Source organism: Syntrophaceae bacterium (genome assembly GCA_013177825.1).
Lineage (GTDB): Bacteria > Desulfobacterota > Syntrophia > Syntrophales > PHBD01 > PHBD01.
Genome location: JABLXX010000003.1, coordinates 289,312 through 314,376, shown reverse-complemented (window position 1 = coordinate 314,376; position 25,065 = coordinate 289,312). Strand labels below are relative to the sequence as shown.

The 25,065-nt window shown below is 60.2% G+C and carries 24 protein-coding genes; 12 read left to right on the top strand and 12 right to left on the bottom strand.

What is annotated here, in order from left to right; all coding sequences use genetic code 11:
* The first annotated feature begins 178 nt into the window (after positions 1–178).
* Both HPY65_09075 and HPY65_09070 read left to right on the top strand, forming a co-directional pair.
* Positions 179–391, top strand: coding sequence for a hypothetical protein (locus HPY65_09075; protein ID NPU84631.1), 213 nt, complete (start codon positions 179–181; stop codon positions 389–391).
* Positions 392–417: 26 nt separating this feature from the next.
* Complete coding sequence (locus HPY65_09070) at positions 418–1,338, top strand: radical SAM protein (protein NPU84630.1); 921 nt, start codon at positions 418–420, stop codon at positions 1,336–1,338.
* Here HPY65_09070 and HPY65_09065 read toward each other — a convergent pair.
* Positions 1,291–2,079, bottom strand: a complete 789-nt coding sequence (locus HPY65_09065; GenBank protein NPU84629.1) for a 4Fe-4S binding protein — start codon at positions 2,077–2,079, stop codon at positions 1,291–1,293. The genes HPY65_09070 and HPY65_09065 overlap by 48 nt on opposite strands.
* Positions 2,080–2,168: 89 nt before the next feature.
* On the opposite strand from HPY65_09065, the gene HPY65_09060 reads away from it, so the two are divergent.
* From HPY65_09060 to HPY65_09020, 9 genes are all read left to right on the top strand, one after another.
* Entirely contained in the window at positions 2,169–2,867 is a 699-nt protein-coding gene (locus HPY65_09060) for a Crp/Fnr family transcriptional regulator (protein NPU84628.1), read from the top strand.
* Positions 2,868–2,895: 28 nt separating this feature from the next.
* Positions 2,896–3,438 carry a cation-binding protein gene (locus tag HPY65_09055; GenBank protein NPU84627.1) on the top strand — a complete coding sequence of 181 codons (543 nt, stop codon included), beginning with the start codon at positions 2,896–2,898 and terminating at the stop codon, positions 3,436–3,438.
* 21 nt (positions 3,439–3,459) lie between these two features.
* Positions 3,460–4,365, top strand: coding sequence for a GGDEF domain-containing protein (locus HPY65_09050; GenBank protein ID NPU84626.1), 906 nt, complete (start codon positions 3,460–3,462; stop codon positions 4,363–4,365).
* A 151-nt stretch (positions 4,366–4,516) separates the two neighbouring features.
* Positions 4,517–5,146: a TetR/AcrR family transcriptional regulator gene (locus HPY65_09045; GenBank protein ID NPU84625.1), complete on the top strand. Its 630-nt coding sequence runs from the start codon at positions 4,517–4,519 to the stop codon at positions 5,144–5,146.
* 71 nt (positions 5,147–5,217) lie between these two features.
* On the top strand, positions 5,218–5,439 hold the full coding sequence (locus tag HPY65_09040) for a hypothetical protein (protein NPU84624.1): 222 nt from the start codon (positions 5,218–5,220) through the stop codon (positions 5,437–5,439).
* A 210-nt stretch (positions 5,440–5,649) separates the two neighbouring features.
* The gene (locus tag HPY65_09035) at positions 5,650–7,791 is read left to right on the top strand and encodes an adenylate/guanylate cyclase domain-containing protein (GenBank protein NPU84623.1); all 2,142 of its coding nucleotides are present in this window, start codon (positions 5,650–5,652) and stop codon (positions 7,789–7,791) included.
* A 130-nt stretch (positions 7,792–7,921) separates the two neighbouring features.
* The gene (locus tag HPY65_09030; GenBank protein ID NPU84622.1) at positions 7,922–8,401 is read left to right on the top strand and encodes a hypothetical protein; all 480 of its coding nucleotides are present in this window, start codon (positions 7,922–7,924) and stop codon (positions 8,399–8,401) included.
* A complete protein-coding gene (locus tag HPY65_09025; GenBank protein ID NPU84621.1) occupies positions 8,401–9,009 on the top strand; it encodes an OmpA family protein in 609 nt (202 codons plus the stop codon). Before HPY65_09030 ends, HPY65_09025 begins: the two co-directional genes overlap by 1 nt.
* 81 nt (positions 9,010–9,090) lie before the next feature.
* On the top strand, positions 9,091–12,087 hold the full coding sequence (locus HPY65_09020; GenBank protein ID NPU84620.1) for a GAF domain-containing protein: 2,997 nt from the start codon (positions 9,091–9,093) through the stop codon (positions 12,085–12,087).
* Between the two features lie 75 nt (positions 12,088–12,162).
* On the opposite strand, the gene ubiG is transcribed toward HPY65_09020, so the two are convergent.
* The 10 genes from ubiG to HPY65_08970 form a co-directional block, all read right to left on the bottom strand.
* A complete protein-coding gene (gene ubiG, locus HPY65_09015) occupies positions 12,163–12,972 on the bottom strand; it encodes a 3-demethylubiquinone-9 3-O-methyltransferase (protein NPU84619.1) in 810 nt (269 codons plus the stop codon).
* A gap of 12 nt (positions 12,973–12,984) precedes the next feature.
* On the bottom strand, positions 12,985–13,332 hold the full coding sequence (locus HPY65_09010; GenBank protein ID NPU84618.1) for a DUF4405 domain-containing protein: 348 nt from the start codon (positions 13,330–13,332) through the stop codon (positions 12,985–12,987).
* Positions 13,333–13,345: 13 nt separating this feature from the next.
* Positions 13,346–13,795 (bottom strand): MarR family transcriptional regulator, encoded by a 450-nt coding sequence (locus tag HPY65_09005; GenBank protein NPU84617.1) that lies wholly within the window; start codon positions 13,793–13,795, stop codon positions 13,346–13,348.
* 114 nt (positions 13,796–13,909) lie between these two features.
* Complete coding sequence (locus HPY65_09000; protein ID NPU84616.1) at positions 13,910–14,488, bottom strand: class I SAM-dependent methyltransferase; 579 nt, start codon at positions 14,486–14,488, stop codon at positions 13,910–13,912.
* A 262-nt stretch (positions 14,489–14,750) separates the two neighbouring features.
* Positions 14,751–16,085 carry a butyryl-CoA:acetate CoA-transferase gene (locus HPY65_08995; protein NPU84615.1) on the bottom strand — a complete coding sequence of 445 codons (1,335 nt, stop codon included), beginning with the start codon at positions 16,083–16,085 and terminating at the stop codon, positions 14,751–14,753.
* 289 nt (positions 16,086–16,374) lie between these two features.
* Positions 16,375–17,118, bottom strand: a complete 744-nt coding sequence (locus HPY65_08990; protein NPU84614.1) for a FadR family transcriptional regulator — start codon at positions 17,116–17,118, stop codon at positions 16,375–16,377.
* A 143-nt stretch (positions 17,119–17,261) separates the two neighbouring features.
* A complete protein-coding gene (locus HPY65_08985) occupies positions 17,262–17,471 on the bottom strand; it encodes a hypothetical protein (GenBank protein NPU84613.1) in 210 nt (69 codons plus the stop codon).
* A gap of 92 nt (positions 17,472–17,563) precedes the next feature.
* Positions 17,564–17,713 (bottom strand): hypothetical protein, encoded by a 150-nt coding sequence (locus HPY65_08980; protein NPU84612.1) that lies wholly within the window; start codon positions 17,711–17,713, stop codon positions 17,564–17,566.
* 21 nt (positions 17,714–17,734) lie between these two features.
* A complete protein-coding gene (locus tag HPY65_08975) occupies positions 17,735–19,243 on the bottom strand; it encodes an NAD(P)/FAD-dependent oxidoreductase (protein NPU84611.1) in 1,509 nt (502 codons plus the stop codon).
* Between the two features lie 284 nt (positions 19,244–19,527).
* The gene (locus HPY65_08970) at positions 19,528–21,027 is read right to left on the bottom strand and encodes an NAD(P)/FAD-dependent oxidoreductase (protein NPU84610.1); all 1,500 of its coding nucleotides are present in this window, start codon (positions 21,025–21,027) and stop codon (positions 19,528–19,530) included.
* Between the two features lie 477 nt (positions 21,028–21,504).
* On the opposite strand from HPY65_08970, the gene HPY65_08965 reads away from it, so the two are divergent.
* A complete protein-coding gene (locus HPY65_08965; protein NPU84609.1) occupies positions 21,505–21,783 on the top strand; it encodes a hypothetical protein in 279 nt (92 codons plus the stop codon).
* A 117-nt stretch (positions 21,784–21,900) separates the two neighbouring features.
* Here the strand turns inward: HPY65_08965 and HPY65_08960 are convergent, their stop codons facing one another.
* Positions 21,901–25,044 (bottom strand): PAS domain S-box protein, encoded by a 3,144-nt coding sequence (locus tag HPY65_08960; protein NPU84608.1) that lies wholly within the window; start codon positions 25,042–25,044, stop codon positions 21,901–21,903.
* Positions 25,045–25,065: the final 21 nt, after the last annotated feature.

Sequence of the window (25,065 nt, the reverse complement as noted above, 5' to 3'; positions counted from 1 at the left end):
TCTGCCTCCATATTGCTAATTGGCAATATATGAATCCTCCATTTCCTGTCAAGCCGTAATCTTCCGGTCACGTTTTCCCTGATCTCCACCTTCCCCATGGCATGCCGGATGCGGGCTGTGCTACAGTTCGTGAAAAAATATGGAGGGAGGCCGCCAAGGCCGGAGAGGATAAAAACGTATGGATGGAGGCTGGTGGATCATGCCGCTCTTCTGGATTCTGCTCCTGGGGATCCTGTTTTTCATCCTTCGTCGTTTCATCACCCGGTCCTGCAACCAGGGAACCTCGACAATCAACCTCGGCGACGAGGCCCTGCGTCAGATCCGCGAGGAGCTGCGGGCGCTCCGGAAGGAAATCGAGGAGCTGAAGAAGCGTCTGCCGCCGGCTGAGTAAGATAGAACCCGCATCATGAGGGGAACATGGAACCGTCTTACCGGGAGCTTTACCGGCGGGGCGAACTGGAACGGCGCACCGAGGCGGCCGTCCGGGGGCTCGAGGAGTGCCGCCTGTGTCCGCGATCGTGCGGCAGGAACCGGCTGGCCGGCGAGACGGGCTATTGCCGCACAGGCCGGAAGGCCCGTATCGCCGGCTTCCACGCCCACTTCGGGGAAGAGGCGCCGCTCGTGGGATCCGGCGGATCGGGGACGATCTTCATCAGCTCCTGCAATCTTCTGTGCACCTTCTGCCAGAACGACGACATCAGCCACAGCCGGGCGGGAGACGACCTGGAGCCGATCCACCTGGCGGCGATGATGCTGAGCCTCCAGGAGCGGGGCTGCCCAAACATCAATTTCGTCACCCCCTCCCACGTGGTTCCCCAGATTCTCGAGGGACTCATGATTGCCTCCGAGCACGGACTCTCCGTACCCCTCGTCTACAACACCGGCGGCTACGACAGCGTGGAGACCCTCCGCCTCCTGGACGGTATCGTGGACATCTACATGCCCGACTTCAAGTTCTGGGACAATGCTTGGGCCGAGAGATTCTGCGGCGTGAAGGACTACCGGGAGCGGGCCTGCGAGGCGATCCGGGAGATGCACCGCCAGGTGGGGGATCTATATCTGGATGGCGAAGGAATTGCCGTCCGGGGGCTCCTGGTGCGCCACCTGGTGATGCCCGGCGGGGCCGCCGGCACGACCGACGTCATGGCCTTCCTGGCCGGTCTCTCCCCATACACCTATGTGAACGTGATGGACCAGTACCATCCCTGCGGGCGGGGCGCAGCGGATCCCCTCATCAACCGCCGCATCACGGCGCAGGAATACGCCTCCGCCGTCCGGGCCGCCCGGGACTCAGGCCTTCACCGCCTCGATAATCGGGAGCGGCGGCGCCGGCTTTGACGCTTCACCCCGGATGGTTCCATCCGTCCCGATAACGACTTTCTTCAGCGGTACGTCTTTCCCCGCCATTTCCATCCCCTTCCGGACGATCATGGGCAGCCCCTGACAGCAGGGAACCTCCATGACGGCGACGGTCATGTCGCGGATCTCGTTGGCGGCAAAGATCCGGGCGAACTTCTCAATGTAAGGTCCGGGATCGTCGAACTTGGGGCAGCCGAGGAGGACCACCCTGCCCTGCAGAAAGTCCCGGTGAAAGGCCGGATACGCCACGGGTACACAGTCCGCCGCCACCAGGAGGCTCGCTCCCCGGAGGAACGGCGCCGTCGGCGGCACCAGACGGATCTGGACGGGCCAGTGTCCGAGGGCCGAAGATTCGTGGCTCGATGTCACCGGTCGATTCGCCTCTTCGCAGGAGATCGTCCGGAGAAAGGTCTGGAGATGGGTGCCGGGACAGCCGCAGGCCAGGGTTTCCGGAGGCGCTTCCTCCGCCGCCGGCTCCCGCTTCCGGTGCTCCAGGACGGCCTGTTCGTCAAAAGCCTCCGCCTCCCGCTCGGCGATCTCCAGGGCGCCCCGGGGACATTCGCCCAGGCAGGCACCCAGGCCGTCGCAGTAGCGGTCCGAGACCAGCCGGGCCTTTCCATCGATGATGCGGATCGCCCCTTCGGCGCAGGCGGTCACGCAAAGGCCGCAGCCGTCGCACTTCTCCTCGTCGATGCGAATGATCTTCCGGGTGGTGTTCATGTCGATTCCTCCGTTTTTTCATATATTTTAACCACCGCTTTTCAGAACGTCTTTGACTTAAGTCAAGGAGCGATGGTATTTTTTCAGCCATGGAAAAACCAGCCATCGACCGGACCGGCCGGCTCTCCCTGATCCCCCTCTTTGCGGGCCTGCCCCGGCCCCACCTGGAGGCGCTGGCGGGAATCGCCGTCTCCAGGACGGTTCCAGCGGGCAGGCGTATCTTTTCTGAAGGGGAAGACGGAAAGGGATTTTTTGCGATCCTTTCCGGCCGCGTGAAGATTTTCAAACTGTCGCCGGAAGGCAAGGAGCAGATCCTGCACCTGTTCGGCTCCGGCGAAATTTTCGGAGAGGTGGCCGTGTTTACCGGCCAGGGATATCCGGCCCATGCCGCAGCGGAAAGGGCCTGCTCCTTCCTGTTCTTCCCCCGGGAGGACTTTGTGGGGCTGATCCGCGGGGATGCGTCCCTGGCTCTGGGGATGCTGGCGGTTCTGTCCGTCCGGCTCCGTCGCTTCACCCGCATGGTGGAGGACCTGTCCCTGAAAGAGGTCCCCGGGAGGCTGGCGGCCTACCTGCTCTATCGGAGCGGTGGAGAAACAAAGGATACCGTCGAACTGGATCTTTCCAAGGCCCAACTGGCGGCGCTCCTGGGGACGATCCCGGAGACCCTCTCACGAATCCTGGCGCGAATGAGCCGCCGGGGCCTGATCCGCACCCAGGGCGCCCGGATCGCGATTCTCGACCGGGAAAGCCTGGAGGCCATCGCCTCGGAGGGAGAAAAACTTCCCTGAACCAACCATCCGGAAAGGAGGGAATGCCATGAAACCCATCGGACCCCTGATGTGGGAGCACCGGCTCATCGAACGGATGATCCGGGCCGTAAAGGTCGAGATCGAGCGGATCAACCGCGAGAACACGGTCAACCCGGTGGCGGTGGACGTCGCGGTGGACTTCATCCGGACCTACGCCGACCGGACCCACCACGGCAAGGAAGAAGACATCCTGTTCCGGGAAATGAAGAAAAAAAAGCTGACCCCCGAGCACGCCCGGATCATGGACGAACTGATGGAGGAACACCGGCAGGGCCGGAAGACCGTAGCCCGCCTCGTGGCGGCCAAGGAACAATACCTGAAGGGTGACACCTCTGCCGTGGCCACGGTGGTCGAATGCCTCCGGTGGCTGACGGAGTTCTACCCGAAGCACATCGCCAAGGAGGACAAGGGATTCTTCTATCCGATCCTTTCCTATTTCAGCGAGGACGAGCAAAAGGCCATGCTGGAGGAATTCTGGGAGTTCGACCGGAAGATGATCCACGAAAAGTACAACCGGGCGGTGGATGCTTTCGAAGCCGGACGGCTCTGACCCAGGAAGGAAGGACCGGCCATGCAGACCCTCGATTTCTTTTGCGAGCGGATTCTGGACAACATGTCCGACGGAATCTACTTCCTCGACACAAACCGGACGATCACTTACTGGAACCGGGGTGCGGAACGGATTACGGGGTATCTCGCCTCCGATGTTCTGGGATCCGGCTGCCGGGACAACATCCTGGTGCACGTCGATGGGGACGGAACGCCGCTCTGCCAAGGCGGCTGCCCCGTCCTGCAGACGCTGACCGACGCCGAAAGCCGGGAGGCCGATGTGTTCCTCCACCACAGGGAAGGCCACCGCGTTCCTGTAAACGTCCATGTCTCCCCTATTCCGGACCATACGGGAAGGCCCGTCGGGGTCGTCGAGATCTTCCGGGAGATCACGTCGGACATGGCCGTCATGCAATACATCGAGGACCTTAAAAAAGCGGCCCTCCTGGATCCTCTGACGGGACTGGTCAACCGGCGGTTCCTGGACATGAAAATCCGTTCCTGCTTCGAGGATCTGCATCGTCACGGCTTCCCATTCGCCCTGGTCTTCGCGGACATCGACCACTTCAAGAATGTCAACGATACGCACGGTCACATGATCGGAGATGAAGTGCTCAAAATGGTCTCCAGGACCCTGAAGGAAAACATCCGCTCCTCCGATACGACAGGCCGGTGGGGCGGAGAGGAATTCCTGCTGATCCTTCAGCATCTCGATGAAAGGGAATTGGAACCTACCGCCAACAAGCTGCGTGTTCTCGTGGAGACCTCCTTTCTGCGGGTTGGGAATTGCAACCTGTTGGTTACCGTCTCCATGGGCGCCTCCATGGCACGCAGGAACGATTCGGCGGAATCCCTCATCACCCGGGTAGATGAACTCCTTTACCGGGCAAAAGCCGAAGGACGAAACCGGGCGATCACCGCCGGCTGATCGTATCACCGGCCGGCCCTCCGGATACTTCATTCCATGAGCAAAAAAAACTTCTTGACAAGAGTGTCCCCTGAGCGTTAACTGACCGCAGTAACAATATGACCGTGGTTACTCAGAGCGTTGTCATCCTCACTCCAGGTGAACGATCAAAATGGGCATCGCGGAGCGCAAGCTGAGAGAAAAAGAATCGCGACGTCAGCAGATTCAGGAGACTGCGGCCGAGCTCTTTTACAGGAAGGGATACGCCGAAACGTCTCTGGATGAAATCGCCCGCCAGGTTGAGATATCCAAAGCCACGATCTACCTTTACTTCAAGAGCAAAGATGATCTCTATTATCATATCGTGGAGCCGGCTCTCGCTGAACTGAGCCGCCGCCTGATCAAAATTGCCGAAAACAGGGAAGAACCGGCAGAAATCACCGTCAGGAAAATCATCGACGCCACCCGGGATGTTTTCTTCAGCAATCCAGGCTCATATCACCTCGTATCCCGTTACAACGCCGCCGAATTCAAAAGACTTCTGCCAAAAAACCGCCTGGATACCCTGAAGAGCCTGATGCGCTCCAATTTCAATCAGATGGAGCAGGCCGTTCAAAAAGGGATCGATCAGGGCATTTTCCACGGTCCCGATGCCAGGCTTGTGTCCATCATCCTGTGGAATTGCTTCATGGGCGTTATCCAATATCAGGAAAACAGAATGGACTCCGACAGCAAGGACTATCGCAAACCGACGATCGATGCCGCAGTCGAGCTGATTTTGAAGGGCTTGAAAAAGGAATAATTTTTTGCCGCCAACTAACCGCGGTTACATAATGACCGCGGTAATATATGGATACAGAGAGGAGATTTACGATGGAAATCAAGATGCTGGAAACAGGAATGGAACGCGTGTGGTCAGACAGCGACTCGCTGTCTCAGGCGGGATACGGGGAAACCAATCACGGCATTACCGAGCAGCCGGTCCGAGCCGGTCTGTCGGCCTCCAAACTGGAAAGCGGCTTCGAGCGTGTCTGGTCCGACGAGGATGCGCTTCATAATGCAGTTGCCCCCAAATCGATGAGAAAAGCTGCCTAGAGAGAATTGCTTGTTCTCTCCTTTCCCAGGGCCGCCTCGCCGAACCGGTGGGGCGGCCTTTTTTCGTTTCGCTCCTCGGGATCCTGCATAAGCAAATAATGTGTGGTTTATGGGAACATTGACACAAAGAAGCTTTCTCTGTATTCTTCTCCCGCCAAAAGGAAAATACGATCTTTTCCCCTTTCCCTTTTTTTAAAGGCCGCAGGGACCATGACACCTTTTCGCAGGATCACTCCCGTCATGATTATTCCCTTTGCCACCATCTTCCTCGGGGCCGTCCTTTTTTTCCTGGAACCTCTCCCTCTGCAGGTCCTGCGAAACGCTGTTTTCGACCAATACCAGCACTGGCATCCGCGGGTTTACCAGCCTGCACCCGTTCGCATCATCGACATCGACGAAGAAAGCCTGAAACGAATCGGGCAATGGCCCTGGCCCCGCACGCACGTCGCCGACATGATCGAAAGGCTGCAGCAGGCCGGCGCGGCAGCTATCGGCATGGACATCATCTTCGCAGAGCCCGACCGGACGTCGCCGAAGTCCATGGCCGCCGCCTGGAACCTTCCGGAAGACCTCCGCCAGCGCCTGGTGGGCCTGACCGACCACGACGAGGCTCTGGCCCGGACGATCCGCCACGGCCGTGTCGTCCTCGGATTCGCGGCCCAACGGGACGGCCCGGAGCGTCCGCTGCCGGCGCAACCCTTTCGATTCGTCTTTTCCGGCCCCTCCCCCCTCCCTTCTCTACATCCCTTTGAAAGCTCGGTAACGGCAATCCCGCTCCTGGAAAGCGCGGCGGCGGGCAACGGCGCCCTGACGTTCATCCCCGACTCGGACGGGGTCGTCCGCCGGGTGCCCCTCCTGGTCCGCCTGCGGGACCAGGCGATGCCGTCCCTCATCGCCGAGTCGCTGCGGGTAGCGCAGGGCGGGATGAATTACATCGTGAAGACCGGAGCCCAAAAGGGAACCGGCGTGGAGGAAATCCGGACCGGTGGCGTTACCGTGCCAACGACGCCCCAGGGGGAAATCTGGGTGCATTATACCCGGCCCGTTCCGGACCGATCCCTTCCCGCCTGGAAAGTGCTTGCGGGAGAGGCGTCCCAAGAGCATATCGACGGACACATCGTCCTGGTCGGAACATCGGCCCAGGGACTCATGGATCTCCGGTTCAGTCCGATGGGAACCATCATCCCCGGGGTGGAGGCCCATGCCCAGGCCCTCGAACAGATCCTGACGGCAACGTACCTGAAACGCCCGTCCCATGCGGGAGCCATCGAGGCGCTGGTGATCTTCATCGGCGGCCTGCTCGTCGCAATCATCGCCCTGTCCACCCAGGCCCTTGTATCGGCCGGAGTGACCGCCGCCGTTCTCCTGGCCGCCGGAGGGGGCGCCTGGATCGCCTTCACCCGTTACGGCCTGCTCCTGGACCCCGTCACTCCCGCCCTGGCGCTCCTGGTCACCTTCATCGTGGGGAGCGTCGTCCGTCACCGGACCAGCGAGCAGCGCCAGCGGTGGGTCCGGGAGGCCTTCTCGCGTTACGTGTCGCCCAACCGCGTCGATTACCTGGTCGAGCACCCCGACCAGCTGGAACTGGGGGGACAGCGCCGGGTATGCAGCTTCATCTTTACGGATCTCGCCGGTTTTACAAGCCTCATGGAATCGATGGACCCCGGTGACGCCGTCTCGGTCCTCAACGCCTACCTGGATGAGATGGTCACCACCGCCTTCCGGCACGGCGGGACCCTGGACCGGATCGTCGGCGACGCCGTGGCGATCATGTTTTCGGCGCCGGTCGTGCAGCCGGACCACCAGGAGCGGGCCATGAAGTGCGCCCTGGAGATGCATGCGTTCGCGGAGCGGTACGCGGACGACCTCAACGCGAAGGGCATTGCCTTCGGGCAGACCCGCATCGGCGTCCACACCGGCGAGGTCATCGTCGGGAACTTCGGCGGAACGACCATGTTCGACTACCGCGCCCTGGGCGACGCCGTCAACACGGCCTCCCGTCTCGAAGGCGTGAACAAGTACCTGGGAACACGGATCTGCGTCTCCGAGGCCACCCTCGCCGGCTGCCCGGACGCGGCGGTCCGGCCCGTGGGAGCTCTGGTCCTGAAAGGGAAGACCCGCCCCCTGGCGGTCTATGAGCCGCTGGCGGCATCCGGCGGAAAAGGCGAGGCATCGGAGCACGACTGCGCCTACGAGCAGGCATTCGAGAGGCTGCGCCGGAGTGACCCGGGTGCCGGGGCGGCGTTCGAGCGCCTGGCGGCCGAAAGGCCGCTCGATCCTCTCGTTCGCCTTCACCTGGAACGCCTGCGGGCTGGCGAGTCAGGAGACACCATCGTTCTGGCGGAAAAATAGAACCGGGCTTCATGACAGAGGCAGCGGGGGAAGGCATATCCCCGGACACCTGGCAACCGACGAGGACAACCGCATCAGAATCCCGTGACGCGGATATTCGCGCGGATCGGAAGGATGGAAAACACAAGAAATGCATGCAGGAGGGGACACCATGCTGAGATTCGTCATGGCAGTCGTCCTACTTCTCCCGGCCCTGGCATGGGCGGGGGATCAGGACTCCATCGGATATGTCAAGACGGTCAAGGGCGGGGCCTTCGTGATCGACGGCGGGAAGCCGGTCCGGGCCGCGCCGGGCACGCCGATCAGGATGGGAAACACGCTGAAGACCGGCCCCGACGGGAGCATGGGGGTTACGTTCAAGGACAACACCGTGATGTCCTTCGGGCCCGACACCGCCCTGACGGTAGACGAGTATCTCTACGCGCCGGGGAATGACAACCTCAAGTTCGGCACCACCGTGTCGAAAGGCAGCCTGCAGGTCGTCTCGGGTGTGATTGCCAGGCTCAAGCCGAACTCCGTCCGCATGAAGACGCCGACGGGAACGATCGGAATCCGCGGTACCCGCTACCTGGTCAGGGTCGAGCCGCAGAACGGAGGTGAAAAGCCATGATGAGCATCTCAAAGACGGTCCTGATCATTTGTATCGTGCTGCTGGCGGCGGGCTGCGCGACGGCACCGAAGCCCGCTCCGAAGTCCTACGTCGTCCTGATGGACAACGCGGACGGAACGTCAGGACAGATCTCGGTCAGCGGGGAAAAGGGCGAGGTGCTGCTGGACAAGCCGCGCACCGGCGCCGACCTGGACGGATCGACATCCACCCCGTACGCGGTCGGAGAAGACCGGATCCAGAGGGATTTCGGCGAGGCCCTCGCCACCCGGCCGCCTCTGCCGGTCAGCTTCATGCTCTACTACCGGGCCGGGGGAACGATGCTGACGGGTGAGTCCCAGGCCCTGATCCCGGCGATCCTGGAGGCAACGAGAAACCGGCCGGCGCCTGACGTATCGGTGATCGGCCATACCGATACGGTAGGGAACAGCGAATCCAATGAAAAGCTTGCGCTGCAGCGGGCGCAGTCCGTGGCGGAAATCATCCGGAAGGCGGGCCTGCAGGTTCACGACCTGACGATCACGTCCCATGGTGAGCGGAATCTCCTTATCCCCACGCCGGACAACACGCCCGAACCGAAAAACCGCCGGGTGGAGATCACCGTTCGCTGACGTTGCTTCCTCCCGTTACCGGTGAGACACTGCCGGGAGGCGGGCCGGCCCGCATGACGGACGCCATAGAAAGGAAATCCCATGGCTCTCTTTTCAAACCTGAAGCTGCGTTTCCAAAACTGGGCCGTCATCGCCTTGCTCTGCTTCGTTTTTACGCTTACCGCTTCGGTTCTCACCGTCGTTATCGACAAGTTCAATTCCATGGCGGAAAACAGCGCAAAGCAGCGCTTTATCCTCATCACGCAGACCGGCGTGGAGCGGCTCCAGACCCTCATCGGGGGGACAAGTCGATGCGTCGCAGTTCAGGCTGCCGCAAGGAGCGAAAGCTATCTCCGGGGAGGACGCCTGAACGGCGAGGACATGCTGGTGACTTTCATGTCCGAGCTGGAGAGCGAAGAGAACCTGTATTCCGTCTATTTCGGGCTCGAGAGCGACGACTTCTTCCAGGTGATCAATGTCCGCGATAACCCTCGCATATTGGCCGCCCTGTCGGCCCCTGCGAACACCCGGCTTGCGGTGCGAAGAATCGCCCGGACCACCGGGGACAAACGATTGGAATCCTGGCAATTCTGGTCCTCCGACCGGCAGGTTATCGGTTCAAAGGAAGGACGGACCAAATATTTCCCTACCCAGCGGCCCTGGTACGAAGGGGCAAAGTCGAATCCGCCCGTCGCGATCACGGACCCGTATGTATTTGCCTCATCCCGGGAAGTCGGCATCACGGTTTCCAGTCCCCTCCGGGGTGGAATCGGGGTGCTGGGGGCGGACCTGAGCCTGGAAGGGTTGCGGAATTTTCTGACACAAATCCCGATGACGCCGGCCGGCGCAATCGTCATTCTCGATCACCACAACCGGATCCTGGCCCTCCACAGTTCATCCCGGGCCTACAACCTGACAGGAGTGGCTGCACTGACACCGATCTCCCAGACGGCCAGTCCTCATCTCGCCGTCCTGGAATCGTGGCAAGGCGGGAATGAGAGGGGAGAAGCGCGGGTCGTCGACGTCGGGGGAGAGTCCTTCGTGTTTGCAAACCACACGTACCACGCCGCAACAGGGGTCGAATTCCGTATCGGCGCCTTTGCGCCGATGACCGACTTTTCCGGTCTGATTGTCGAGGCCCGGAACCAAGTCATCCTGGTAACGGTCGTCTTTCTGCTGGTCGTGATCCCCCTTGCCGTCCTTGGCGCACGCCGGGTCGGGCGAGCCCTGTCCGCCCTTGCAGGAGACGCGGAACGAATCAAGAACCTGGATTTTTCCGGCGAAGTTAAAAAAATCGCCTCCATCCTGTATGAGGTGGACACGCTCGACCAGGCCCACCGGGTCATGAAGAGCACACTCCGCGAGCGCACCCGGGCCCTGACCGTAGCGGAAGAAAAGCTCGCCAGCTTGGTGGAGAACGGAATCCTGCTCTCAAGGGAGCACAACCGACAGGCACTGCTCCGGCATATCCTCCTCAACGGCAGGCAGTTGTGCAATTGCGACGCCGGAACGATGTACCTGAAAACGGAAAGGGGCACGATGGCATTTGCATTGCGTACAAAGGACGATACGCTCCCCTCGTTCGAGATCCCGCTCCGCGATCCGGCCACGGGATCACTGAACGAGCAATACGTCTCGGTCTACGCGGCGGTGCATGATGAAACCGTCGTCATCGACGACGTCTACTCCGAAACACAGTTCGACATGAGCGGGTCGCACCGCTTTGATGAAGAAACGGGATACCGGACCATCTCCATGCTGACCGTCCCCATGTCGCCCCGCGAAGGCGAGGTGATCGGGGTCCTGCAGTTCATGAACGCCCTGAACCCGGATACGGGGGAGGTGATTCCGTTTCCCCGGGAATTGGTGGGGTTTGTCGAGGCGCTGGCCTCGCAGTCGGCGGTCGCACTGGAGAATCACAATCTGCTGCAGGCCCAGCGGGTGCTGATGGATTCGTTGATCAGGCTGGTAGCCGGCGCCATCGACGCCAAGAGTCCCTATACCGGAGGCCATTGCGAACGGATGCCGGAGCTGGCGATCATGCTGGCGGAGGAGGCCTCCCGTGTAACGGAGGGACCGCTGGCTGGTTTCGTTTTCCGTTCGGAGGAAGAGTGGCGGGAATTCCGGATCGGAGCGTGGCTGCATGACTGCGGCAAGGTCACGACGCCGGAATACGTGGTCGACAAGGCAACCAAGCTGGAGACGATCTACAACCGCATCCACGAAATACGCATGCGTTTCGAGGTGCTGCTCAGGGACGCGGAAATCGATTGCCTCAAGGCCATCCAGAGCGGCGTCGATCCGGAAGCCGCCGTCAGGGAATTCCGCGAGCGGCGCGCCGGGCTGATCGACGATTTCGCCTTCGTGGCGGAATGCAACATCGGCGGCGAGTTCATGGACCCGGAGCGCATCGTGCGGATCAAGAGGATCGCCGGCCGGACCTGGCTCCGTCATTTCGACGACCGCCTCGGCCTGTCAGAGGAGGAACTGCGGCGCCACGAAGGCATGCCCGCCCCCGAGCTGCCGGCGGTCGAGACCCTGCTCTCCGACAAGCCATGCCACATCATTCCGCGGAGCGACAGGAGGATCTTCGATCCAAAGTATGGCTTCAAAGTGCAGGTTCCGAAAAACCTGTATAACTTCGGTGAGATAATCAATCTGTGTGTCGAGCGGGGCACGCTTTCCGAAGAGGAGCGCTTCAAGATCACCGAGCACATCATCCAGACCATCGCCATGCTGGATGCCCTGCCCTTTCCAAGGGAACTGCGCAGGGTTCCCGAGTACGCCGGCGCCCACCACGAGACGCTGACAGGTTCCGGATATCCACGCCGCCTGACCGAAAGCGATCTGTCCGTCCCGTCCCGCATCATGGCCATCGCCGATATCTTCGAGGCCCTGACCGCTTCCGACCGCCCGTACAAAAAGGCCAAGATGTTGTCCGAGTCGATTAGAATCCTGTCCTTTTTCAAAAAAGACCGGCACATCGATTCGGCGCTGTTCGATCTTTTCCTCCGCTCGGGCGTGTATCTGCGGTATGCGAAGCGTTTTCTCAAACCCGAGCAGATCGACGAGGTCGACATTTCGCAATATCTGGGCTGAAAAAACGGGGATGGGAACCATCAGGACAGAGAGGGGGCCGCTCGTTCTTTCGGCAGAGGTCAGCACCGGGCGGAGTCAGGAAGCTGCCGGCTCCATTCGTTCATTCATCCCCTTGACGGCATAGCCCATGTAGGAAGCGCTTGTATCGACGCTTTCGCACAAGCCCAGGCGCCGCCCCAACTCCCGGTACGAGATCCTGCCCCGGACGCGCCTGTTGAAATTGAGCCAGATACCGATCGGATTGCCGTGGGGGGCGATGCCGCGAATGTCCCGCTGGACAAGTCCATGCCGGGCAAGCAGGTCGGATAATTCCGCCGGACGGATGAACTTCTTCCAAACGTGGGAGTTCGGTTCGGCGAAGGCCGTCGACGGCCAGTCCTGCATGATCTTGATGACGGCGACCCAGCTCCGGAACGTCCGGTTGATCGTGTCGAAGCAGAAGATCCCGCCGGGTTTGAGCACTCTCGCGATTTCAGCAATCACCCGCCCGACTTCTTCGACATGTTCCAGGACATCGCAGCACAGAACGATGTCGAAGCTCCCGCCCCCGAAAGGAAGCTGCTCGCCCGCGGCCGAACGGTAATCAATCTGCAGCCCGCCTGCGGCAGCGTGCTCCCGCGCCGCCTCGATGGACGGCCACGCCGGGTCCACGCCGGTCACTTCATAACCGGCTCGGGCAAACTCCTCCGACAGCAGCCCTCCGCCGCACCCCACGTCGAGGACAGTCCGGAATGCCGGTCTCCCGTCACTCTCCTTCTCCAGGATCCGCCGGAAATAGCCGAATCGCACGGGATTGATGAAAAAACGGATAGTGGCGAATTCGCCTTCATCGTCGTCCCACCAGGCGTGTCCCCGCCGGCTGTAAATCTCATTGTTCACCTGCATGGCCGGCGCCTCTCATCCTCCCGCCACGAAGGCGTGCCCCACGAACAGGACCACAACCGAGGCGACAATGACACTTGCCAGAATCGCTTCCCTGCTCGGGAAAGGAATGTTCCGGACAGCCCCTTTCGCATGCCGGAGCAGGGCATGGCGGTTCAGGAAGATGTGCCAGACGGCAAAGACGAGAAAAAGGACCGCGAACACGTTGTGTGCCGCCATCCAGGCATGGCGCTGGGTTGACACGGGGGAAAACTGATAGAGGTGATTGGCATACCCCGTGAGGGGAAGCCCCAGTCCGGAGAAGGCCGCCGCCAAGGCGGCAAAGGCTCTCCTGTTGAAGGGTTTTTCCGTTTTCGTTTTCATCGTCCTTTCTCCCTTATCTGTACTGGTCCAGAGCGCCGCGAAGCGCTCCAAGGACCCGGATCGTCGCCTGAACGTCCTCCAGGTCGAGTTTCTCCCCCACCGAGCGCTCGAAGGCATGCATGCGCTCGTGGATCTTCCGGAACTGGAGCCTTCCCTTCGCCGTCAGGCTGACAAAATTGCGGCGGCCGTCCCTGGAATCGGACCGTCTCTGCACCCACTTCTGCTCCTCCATCTCCCGGACGAGCCGGGTCACGGCGGCGGCGTTGATGCCCAGCCGGCGGGCGATCTCCATGACGCCGGCCTCCCTGGGCATCTCGACGGCCAGGAGCCGCAAAAGAGCAAGCCTGGAGGACGATATTCCGATGATCCGAGGGATGACATTCAGCATCGCCTGCTGCGTGCGATAAAGCTCCCTCAGGAGATGAAGCTCATCCCCCCTGTGCTCCAGGATTTCCGGATTCATTGTGTCCCCTGTCTTTTCCATTGCCTCGTTCATTGCATAGGTCATTGACTTAGTCAACGATTAATTCATGCGACGGACTGCTTCAGTAGTGGGTGGGTTCATCGGATGGAGAAATCAGTCCCTGGCAAAGAGAGCGGACCGGCTCAGAGATATTTCGGGACGTGCCACCAGGGTCAGCCCGACACGCTCTGACGTATCCAGGGTCGACTGGAATCGTTTTGCACTGACATGGAGGCGGGGTTCGGCGATCAGCATGCGACCACCGGACCGGAGACAGGCCTTGAGATCGGACAGGAAGGCCTGCTGGTCCGGCACTTCGTGAATCATCCAGAAGATCAGGATGAAATCCGCGGAATCGGGCATATCGGGATCTCCGGGCTTGCCCAGGTGCGTGACGAGATTCCCGCTGAGGCCCGCCCGATCGGCCCGCTGCCGGAGGGCATCCAGCATCCGCTTCTGGATGTCGAGGGCAACGACCTTCCCGCCGCTGCCGACGAGGCCGAGCAGCGGGATCGTGAAATACCCCATCCCCGGACCGACGTCGATTACGGTAAAACTCTGTTTTACATGCGGTTGAAGGATTTTCTCCGGGTCCTGGAAAAGCCGGCGGAGCGGGTTGTCGAAACTGCGGCACAGCCACCACGGACATACATGCTTGCCCCTGACGAAAAGCACATCGAGGATTCCCTTCATTTCAAACCTCTTTCCTTCCCGCCGGACGATCACCCGGCCGCCACGCTCTGTGCCTGACGACTTCCGGGATTCAACGGCAATCCGAATCCGCCGCATATCCTCTGAAGCATGCATAAAAACACGGATGGACACAATGGATCGCCAGGCGAATCTACGCTTTTCCCGAAGATAAGAAAAGCGGATTGAGCGTCGCCCGCTCAACCCGCTTCTTTGACCGAACGGGGCGGATCGTCGCCTGCCCCGGAAATTCAATGCCGCACCGCTACCGGTCGAGCCAGATCTTCATCTCCCGCGCCTGCCTGGTCAGCTCGTCCCGGAACATGGGATGGGCAATGCTGATCAGGGCCTCCGCCCTCTGCCATGTAGATTTCCCCTTGAGCTGTACGATGCCGAACTCCGTGGCGATGTATTGGACGCAGGAACGCGGAACCGTGACGATCGACCCCGGTTTGAGCGTGGGGACGATACGCGAGTGAACACTGCCTTTCTTATCCGTGAACGTCGAACTCAGGGCGATGATCCCCTTCCCGCCCCGGGAACTGAACGCGCCGAAGATGAAATCGAACTGTCCGCCCGTTCCGGAGATGTGCGTAGTCCCCGAAGACTCGGAACAGACCTGGCTGAACAGGTCGACCTCGATGGCGTTGTTGATGGCGACGACCTTGTCGTTGACGGCAATGACCCGGGGTTCATTGGTGTAATTCACGGGATAGGAGGCGCAGGCCGGGTTGTTGTGGAGAAAGTCGTAGAGCTTCTTCGTCCCCATGGCAAACGTGTAAACCATCTTGAAGCGGTCCGTCGTCTTCCGGTTGCCGGTGATCTTTCCGGTGTTGTAGAGATCCACCATGGAATCGACGAGCATTTCCGTATGAATGCCCAGGTCGGAGAGATCGCTGTCGGCAATCATGGCGCCGATGACGTTGGGCAGTCCGCCGATGCCCAGCTGCAGGCAGGCACCGTCCTCGATCTCTTTCATGATGTGCCGGGCGATCTGGATGTCCGTTTCCGTCGGGGGGGCCGGAGGAACCTCGAGAATCGGCGGATTCTTCCCCTCCACGATGTAATCGACTCGCGACACGTGGACCGACTCCTGGTTTCCGCCCAGGCAGTGGGGCATGTTCTCGTTTACTTCCACGATCACCTTCTTCGCTTTTGTAATGGCCGCCGACGTCAGGGAATTGCATATGCCGAAATTGAAGTATCCCTGCGAATCCATGGGCCTGGCACTGACGAAGACGTAATCGTAGTCCCGGTACTTCCGGATGATCCGGGGCCCCTGATGGTAGGTCAGGGGGATGTAGCTGCAGAGCCCCTGTTGATACAGTTTCCGGCCGACCCCGGAAATATGCCAGTCGTCATAGATGAAATGTTTTCGATGGGGGTCCGCCTCAATGAATTTGGGGACCTTGGTGATGCAGACACCGTCGAGCCTGACGTTCGTCAGTTCCTCCACGCGCGCGGCAAGGGCTTCGTCGAGCGATTCCGGCCGGAGGGTAAATTCCGCAAAGAAGATTTCATCCCCGGAGTTGATCATTCCCGCCACTTCCGCGGCGGTTTTCAGTTTTTCCCGGTACTTTTTTCTGTTCAGTTCTTGCATGGGTCACATCGTCTCTCTTTTTTATTTATTCAAGTGGCTGATAGCACAGGAATCTTGTGCTTGGCGGCCACTTTGTGGATTCGTTTTCGCGAAAGCGGGGCGGCATCTGGAAAATCGAGGGGGGGATCATGGAGCTTCCAGCAATAACAGAATGGTTCTTGAAGGAACTTTTTTTACTGCGGGGGAATATAAGGATATCGGCCGTTTCAGTCAACAGGAATTATGCTGTCGTGCCGGGCAAATCAACGGCCGGGGAAACGCACGGATCGACCGGCGGGAGGAGCGGTCCTTACTTCCCCTCTTCCCGTTCACCCTTATTCATCAGGGACTTCAGGTGCCCGGCGCCAAAGACGATCAGGTCTTTCATCGCCTCGACCGCCGCTTGTGAATCCTGCGCGGCGATGGCCTCGACGATCCTGCGATGGAAGGAAGACACCTGGGTCATGAACGGGGCGTCGATGAAGGATTGTCGCGAGATGTTGACATAGACATGCTTGAACGAATTCAGGAGAAGCGGGTAGAAGAGATTGCCCGAAGCCATGGCCACATGGTGATGAAAGCGGAAATACAGGCTGGTCGTGGCGACAACGTCGTTCATGTCGATGCTTTCCCACTCTTCCAGGAACTGACGAAAGCCCAGGAGCTGCTCCTCCGTCCGGTTCAGCGCGGCCAGGCGGACCGTCTCCGTCTCGAAGAGGATGCGCATTTCCACCATGCTGTCGAGCAGCTTCGTCTCCAGCGCTCCCGAATAGTAATTCATCAGGGTGTCGAGAATCGCCAGGGATCCGTTGGTCCGGTAGTCGTTGACCACCGTTCCCACCCGGGGTTTTATCGTCACGAGGCCGCGGGATTCAAGTTCAAGCAGGCCTTCATGGACGACGGGCCGACTGACACCGAGGGCTTCCGCCAACTCGCGCTCGGAAAGCAGCTTCTGGCCCGCTTCGAGCTTGCCGGACAGGATCAGCGACTCGAATCGCTCGATGAACACCTCTTTCAGACTTTTGGCCCGGATCGGCGACAGCAGCGTCTTCATGGACAAAACAACCCGCTAACGAAGGATTCTTCAACGTTAATAAAAAAGCGGCATGCTCGGACGCGGCCGCTCTTCTTCGCGTGAGCGTGATAACCGTCAATTATCACAATTCAACCGTGATTTCCCGAAGGAAAGTCACTTCCTCACTTCTTCGGATCCTTCCTTCTTCTCCAGCTCGTCAGGAGACCGATCCAGGCCTTGACGTCCGTCAGGTATGCGACACGGTCGCTGATGATCGACAGGGACTTGACCGTCTTGCGGACCTCCCACAGCGTCATGGTGAGCACCGCCAGAGCGACGATCAGCATCAAGGCCACACCCATCCAGAAAAAAGGCAATATCTGCTCCGCCATAAATCCACCTTCCTTGTGTCTGCCGAAAAGGGCGCCGCGACCTGCCTGCGCCGGCGCGGCGCCCGCGTACCGTTTCAGAATCCGTGCGTATCCTACACCATGTAACGGCCGGGCAGCGAATGCGCCTGCTTGAGGAGGAAGCGCAACTGCTGCTTCTTGTGCGGGGGAAGGACGCAATAGAAAACGATTCCCAGCACCACAATCGCCGTCATGATCAGGCCGAACTTCTTTTTCTTGGTCATTCGTGCTCTCCTTTCGACGTCTTATAATCTCTCGTATTTCACGATCTGGTTGTAGGCGATGTAACCGGAGGCGACCGTCGTGGGAACGCCGCCGCCGGGATGGGTCCCCGATCCCGTCAGATACAGGCCCTCGATGCATTTCGACTTGGAGGAGGGACGGAAGACCGCCTGGTGCGAGGCGTCCTGGTGGAAACAGTAGATCGATCCCTCCGGCAGGTTCAGATTCCTCTCGTAATCCACGGGCGAGGCGGCGATCGCATGAACGATGTGTCCCCGGAGCCCGGGCACCAGCTTTTCGGAGATATAGTCGAGATACTCGTCGACGAACTGGTCCTTGAAGGAGTCCCAGTCCGTCCCCTTCAGGTGATAGAAGGATTCCGGGATCACGTTGATGACATGGTGTCCTTCCGGTGCCAGGCTGTCGTCGGAGTGGGAAGGCCAGCAGACCAGGCCGTAATTCGTGCTTGCCGGCAGCATCACGCCCGTCTCGACGTTGTTGGTCCAGAAATCGTTGACCTCCTGCATGGAAACGGCCGTGAAGCTGTGATGCGCGTCCAGCGGCGGCTTGCAGTCCACACCCACGTAAATCATGCATAGCCCCTTTCCGTACTTGAGGCTTTTCACACCGGAGCGGGTGAGCCAGGGCAGGTTCTCCTCCCCGATGAGGTCGAGGTATAGCATTTTGGGGTTGATGTTGGAAACCACCATCCGCGAGCTGATCTCCCCGCCGTCTGCGAGCACGACGCCCTGGGCGCGGCCGTTGCGGACCATCACGCTCGTCACGGTGCTGTTCATCCGGATCTCGAGACCGTCCTTCCGGCCGCACCGGAGCAGGGCCTCGGGGATGCGGATCATACCGCCCCGGGGATACCAGATGCCGCGATGCTCGCTGTACGGAATCATGCCGAAGGCCCCGGGACAGAGGGCGGGGGGCATGCCCATGTAAAGGGACTGATAGGCCATGGTCCCGAGGACCCGCTCGTTCTTGAAGTACTTCTGGATGAGGTCCTGATAGGTGGTCATGAACGTGGGCAGGTAGCGAAGCAGCGCCGGGTTTTTCCTGATCATCCGGGCCATGTCGCCCATCGTGTCGGCAGGACTGCACAGGATGGTGTCCAGGAGAACATCCATCATGTCACTGCAGTAATCGCAGAATTCAAACCATCGCCTTCCGTCTTCCGGCGACATGGAGGCGATCATCCTGCCGGTGGCCTCGATGGATTTCTCGATCGTGACGCGCTCGCCGTTGCGATACATGACCGAGAACATGGGATCGCAGGGGAGCAATTCCACCTCCCTGTCGAAGTGGGTTCCCAGCTTTCGGAAAACCGTTTCGATGGGCTGCGTAATCTCCACGATGGAGGCCCCGACGTCGTGGCGATAGCCGTTCCGCTCGAAGGTCGAGCAGCATCCGCCGATGCGGTCGCTCTGTTCGAGGACCAGGACCTTCAGCCCATGGTGGGCCAGAAGCGCCCCCGAGGAGAGGCCTCCCAGTCCGGCACCAATCACAATTACGTCATAATCTGCCATAATCTCTGCAACTCCTTTCCAATAAGGTCTCGCACGGGTCTTCGACCTCGTATGTTGTAAAATGCTTCAGCCGTCCGGGTGCGGCGTTCGTCCGGCGAATCGCCATATCCCTCGCGCAGCGCCGTGCGGCGGGCCCGTCCTACGCAAAGTAGCGCGGGATGAGAAAAGGCACCTGGCGAAGGATTTCCTTGAGGAAGCGTTTTTTCCGCTCCGGCTGCTTCAGGTAAATGATAACGGCCAGGGCCGCTCCGGCGATCAGAAGCTTTTTCTTCATTGCCGTCCTCCTACTCGTATTGTTGGATCAGGTCGGCCGCGATCATCCCCGAAGCGATGGTCGTCGGCACGCCGCCGCCCGGATGTGTGGAGGCGCCGACCAGGTAAAGGCCCTTGATGCTCTTGGATTTCGCCGAGGGGCGGAAGGTAACGCCGCTGGTGAGATCCTGCCGCAGGGCATAGATGGCCCCCTCGGGGGACAGCAGGCGCCGCTCGAAGTCGAGAGGAGTGGAGAGCTCCGCCACTTTGACGTGTTCGGCCAGACCCGGGATGTAGCGGTCCGACATGTAACGGATAACCTGCTCGATCAGGGCGGACTTGCATTCGTCCCAGGAGGTTCCCCGAAGCCGGTAGGGACCGGGCTGGAGGGTGAGGACGAGGACGTGTTGGCCCTCCGGGGCCAGTCCGGGATCGGAATGCGAGGTCCAGCTGACGATGCCGAAATGCTCCTGTCCGAAGCGGCCCTTTTTGTAAACGTTCCACCAGTAGTCGTTCAGCTCGTCCATCGGCCGGGTGATCAGGGTGTGATGCCCCTCCAGGGGCGGCCTGTAATCCACGCCGAGGTACAGCATGGGTGTCGACATGGAGTACTCGTAGCTTTTGATTCCCACGCGCGCCAGCCAGGGCAGGTGCTCCTCACCGATCATCTCGAGATAGAGCAGCTTGGCGTTGATGTCCGATACGACCAGATCGGAGGTGATCTCGGTGCCGTCGGCCAGGACCACGCCCATGGCGCGCCGGTTCCGGATGATCACGCTGTCCACGCGCGTCTTCAGGCGGACGGTCATGCCGAATTTCCCGCCGCAGCGCTCGAGGGCGCGGGGGATGCCGATCATGCCCCCTTTGCTGTAGTAGATCCCGGCATGCTCCGACCAGGGAACCATGGCAATGTAGCCCGGGCAAGTGTTGGGCGGCAGGCCGCCGTAGAAGCTCTGGAACGCGATGGACTCCCGGATGCGCGGATCCTTGAAGTACTTTTCGATCACACCCTGGTAGCTGCTCAGGAACATGGGGCCGTAGCGCAGGAGCTGCGGGGTCTTGCGGAACAGCCGGACGAGATCGGCATTGGTGTTTGCCGGCGCCACGAAGAATCCCTTCAGGGCGGCGTCGAGGAATCCCTGCATGTACTCGGCGTAGGAATGCCAGCCCTTGACGTCCCCCGGGGCGACGGCACCGATGTTCTTCGCCGATTCCTCGCTGGAGATGGGGTATTTGAGCCTGGTGCCGTCCTTGAGGATGACGTCGTAGACGGGATCGCAGGACACCAGGTCGACCTCCTGCTGAAGGGTCGTGCCGAGGCGCTGGAAACACCAGTTGATCACCTCGGCGTCCTCGATCAGGGATGCGCCCAGATCGAACTTGAAGCCGTCTTTCTCGAAGGTCGAACAGCAGCCCCCGATGAGACCACTCTGTTCGACCACCAGCACCTTGCGGCCCTGTCTGGCCAGGAGCGCACCCGCGCTCAGGCCGCCGCATCCGGCGCCGATGACGATGACATCGTAATCCGCCATTTGATTGCCTCCTGTGAAAGTTCCCATGCCTTTGAAGCGCGTCTCCCGAAGCGGCCGCAGCATCATGATTCCGACGACGGCATGGCCGGCGACCTTCTTGTGGCCGGTCATCATGCCAACGCTGTGGTATTACCACCTGCCAACTACAAAAAGATCCGCCCCCGGTCAAGGGGTTTTTCACGGCATTTAATAATTCCCAATGATATCCGATTGATTCTCTTCGGAGGAAATTCCCATGGAAGTTGTATGGGGGGAACGGTCCGGATGTTCGCTTGAGCCATCCGGGATTGGGCATCCGATTCCTCTTCGTTGTGGAAAAGACCGGACCATCCCCGTATACCCGTTAAAGTTATCGGGTCTTCGAGCCGAAAAGAGTAGCGGGACCACTGCAAAGCCTTCGCCGGAAAGGACCGGCGAGGGGGAAAATCGAACGCTGCGAGTTACGGCAAGGAAGCGGGCAAGGGGAAACGTACGTACATGGCGGATAAACCGTTAGCCAACAGGGCATCCATCTGGAAAAACAGCATGGACCGGATCAGGGAGAGTGCGCGGGGCAGTGACTGCATCCGGGCGACGGTCCGGTACCAGGACATGCACGGGAACGGGATTCTGCTCCGCGGGCTACAGGCCGAATCCGACCTCCTCAAGTGGGCTCTTCTTCAGAATATCAGGAAAACCAACAGCTGGATCCGCAGGCTCGTGGAGATCAATCATGGCGGGCCGAAACCTGGATCGATGAGGGGACTGCCTTTCTAAACACCATGAAGATTCTTTACTACACCATCATGTTCCTGCTGATCACGCTCTGATCCGGGCGGGCCTGCCGTCACAAGGGATGGCACGCAGCCGGATCGGACAGAAGCACTCCAGGCGTCACGCGGTCCGGTCCAGCTCTCTCCTGACCGCCAGGCCGAGCTTCTCGACGACATAGGGCTTGCGGACATATTCGCCCGCGCCGAGGGCCTGGGCTTCGTTCACGCGGTCCGTCTCCGAAAAGCCGCTCACGATGATCGCCTTCTGCTTCGGGTTGATCTCCAGGATGTGCCGGTAGGTGTCCAGCCCGTCCATCCCCGGGTCCATGATCATGTCCAGGAGCACCAGGTCCGCTCTGTTCTCCCGCAGGTAATCCATAGCCTCCTCCCCGCTGGAGACGATATCCACGTGGTAGCGGAGGCTCCTGAGCAGCTCCGCCGCCAACTCCCGCTGCTCCCTGACATCATCCACGACCAGGATCGACTCCTCCCGGCCCATGTATTCGGAAACGGGCGTGGATACGGCCGCGACCGGCAGTTCCTCTCTTGTGACGGGAAAGTAGATGGTGAAGGTGCTGCCTTTCCCCTCCCCGCTTTGGACATGGATGAAGCCGTCGTGATCTTTCACCGTGCCCCAGACCACTGACAGCCCCAGGCCCGTTCCGCTTCTCCCCATGACCTTCTTTGTATAGAACGGCTCGAAAATGTGCGGCAGGTCGGCGGCTGAAATGCCCTCCCCGGCATCGGAGACGGCAAGAACCACGTAATCCCCTTCCCGGACCTGCTCGTATCCGAAAAGCGGCCTGTCCAGACAATGATTGGCCGTCATGACCGTCAGCAGACCGCCTCCCGGCATGGCCTCGACGGCATTCGAGACGAGGTTGAACAGCGTCTTGGCGAGATGAACCGATGATCCAGAAATGTTCAGCAGGTCCGGTTCGAGGTCGATGCGGAAACGAACGCCGGGATGATGGGAGGCCAGGTTTTCGATCTCCGGGGATTTCTGAAAATCACCCACGATCCGATTCAGATTCAGGACCTCCTTCCCGGTCACTCCTCTCCTCGCCAGGGTCAGGAGATCCTGGACGATCGCCGCGGCCCGGCCGCCGGCCTGCATGATGCTCGTGAGGCGGGATCGGACCGGGCTGTCGGCGTCGAGGCTGTTCAGGAGCAGCTCCGTGTACCCGATGACGACGCCCAGGGTGTTGTTCAGGTCGTGGGCGACGCCTCCCGCCAGCTTTCCCAGGGCCTCCATCTTTTCGGCACGGTTCAGCCGCTCCTCCAGCAGGCGCCTCTCCTCCTCCGCCTGCCTGCGCCCGGTGATGTCCCGGTCAAAGGCGATGGAAAGAAAATTGCCTTTGTAATCAAAATAATTCGTGTTCACTTCGACGGGGAACAGCTGTCCATCCTTCTTCCGATGGTTGCTGGTAAAGGTCATCCTGCCCAGGCGCCGGACATCCATCTTATGCTGCTCCCACCCCTCGATGGGAAAATCCGGGTCGATGTCGAACACCGTCATCCCCAGCAGTTCTTCCCGGGAATAGCCCATGGAGGTGCAGGCGGCATTGTTCGCGTATTCGATGCCGCCGTCATGATCCACCAGCAAGATGCTGTCCGGGGCGTTGTCCATTGCGAACTGCATCAGGAGAAGCGACTCCTCCGTGTTCTTCCGGTCCGTGATGTCGATGACCTGAATGATCGCTTTCATACGGCCCGATGAATCCAAATACAACGCACTGCGCACCTCGCCGGTACGCTTTGCACCATCTTTCCGCAAGAAAGAAAATTCGTAATGGGAAGGGACGTCCTCCCCCTGAAGACGGCGCTCTAAACGCTCGGTCATCATTTTCCGGCTTTCTTCCGTCAGTGAAAAATCGGAGTGCCTGCCCAGCAGCTCCTGTTCCGAATACCCGGAAAGACGGCAGAACTCCTCGTTCACGTATGCATATCGGGAGGCGTCGTCGATGATGGCGATCCCGACCAGGGACTTTTCGACCACGGACCGGAATTTTTCCTCGCTCTCCCGCCGGGCTCTCTCAGCCTCGATTTTTTCCGTGACATTCCGGTACATGCCGAGAAGGCACCGTTCACCGCCGATCGTGATGATGCGGGCCGTCATCTCGCAGGTGAAAATTGTCCCGTTTCTGCGTCGAAACCGGTATTCCCGCGCCTGCATCTCCTCATCGGCACGCAGGCTTTCCAATACGCGTTCGCGGTCCGACGGATCGATCCATACGGCGAGGTCAAAGGGGGTCCTGCCGATGGCTTCTTCCCTTGCATAGCCGGTCTGCCGGGTGAACTCGTCGCTCACATCGACATAGACGCTGTCTCTGAGCCGGGTGATGGTCATGATGTCGGGACTCATGCGGAACACGCGGGAGAACTTCTCCTCGCTCTCGAGGAGCGTCGCCTCCGCCCGCTTCCATTCCGTGATGTCGCGGTCGGAACCCTGGAAGCCCTGCAGGCTTCCCGCGGCGTCGAGGATCGGAACCGCATTGCTTTCCAGGTAGCGGTAGCTTCCATCCCGATGCCTCCAGCGCAAAACGAGACTCTTCCAGCCGGTGTTCTCTGCACGGCACCGGTCCAGGGTTTCCCGGACATGGGCAAAGTCGTCTTCGTGAAGCAGATGGAGCAGGTCCTGCCCCACGATTTCGCCGGGGCGATACCCCAGGATCTGATCCAGCGCATCGTTGCTGAAGGTATGGCGCCCCTCGGAATCGATGGCCCAGATCCAGTCCTGGCTCGTCGATACAAAGGATTTGAACCGCTCCTCGCTTTCCCGGAGGGCCTTTTCCGTCCGCTTGCGTTCCGAGATGTCACGGACGATGGCCCACATGAGGGAAAGGTCGCCATCCGCATCCCTCAGGAGCGTGGTCCGCAGCTCCACCGGGAAGACCGTCCCGTCTTTCCTGCGGTACTCCTTTTCATAAATACCGGAATAGCCCCTGGTGAGTACCTCGCTCTCGATAATGGCCTTCTCCATCGCATGCCATTTCCCGGGCGTGATGTCCTCGTAGGTCATCCTTCTGATCTCGTCGGGTGCATAACCGAGCATGCGAAGAAAGGTGGGATTGTAATCCAGAATACGGCCTTGCATGTCAACGGCGGCAAAAGCGTCGATCATGCTCCGGTGCAGCATGCGGAATTTGATCTCCGATGCACGGAGTGCTTCCTCCGCCCGCCGGAGGATGGATTCCGACTGTTCCAGCTCCTTGATCCGCTGCCTCAGCAGGGCGTTCTCTCTGAGCAGACCCTGATCTGTCACTGGATGTCCTCCCTTTGCGAT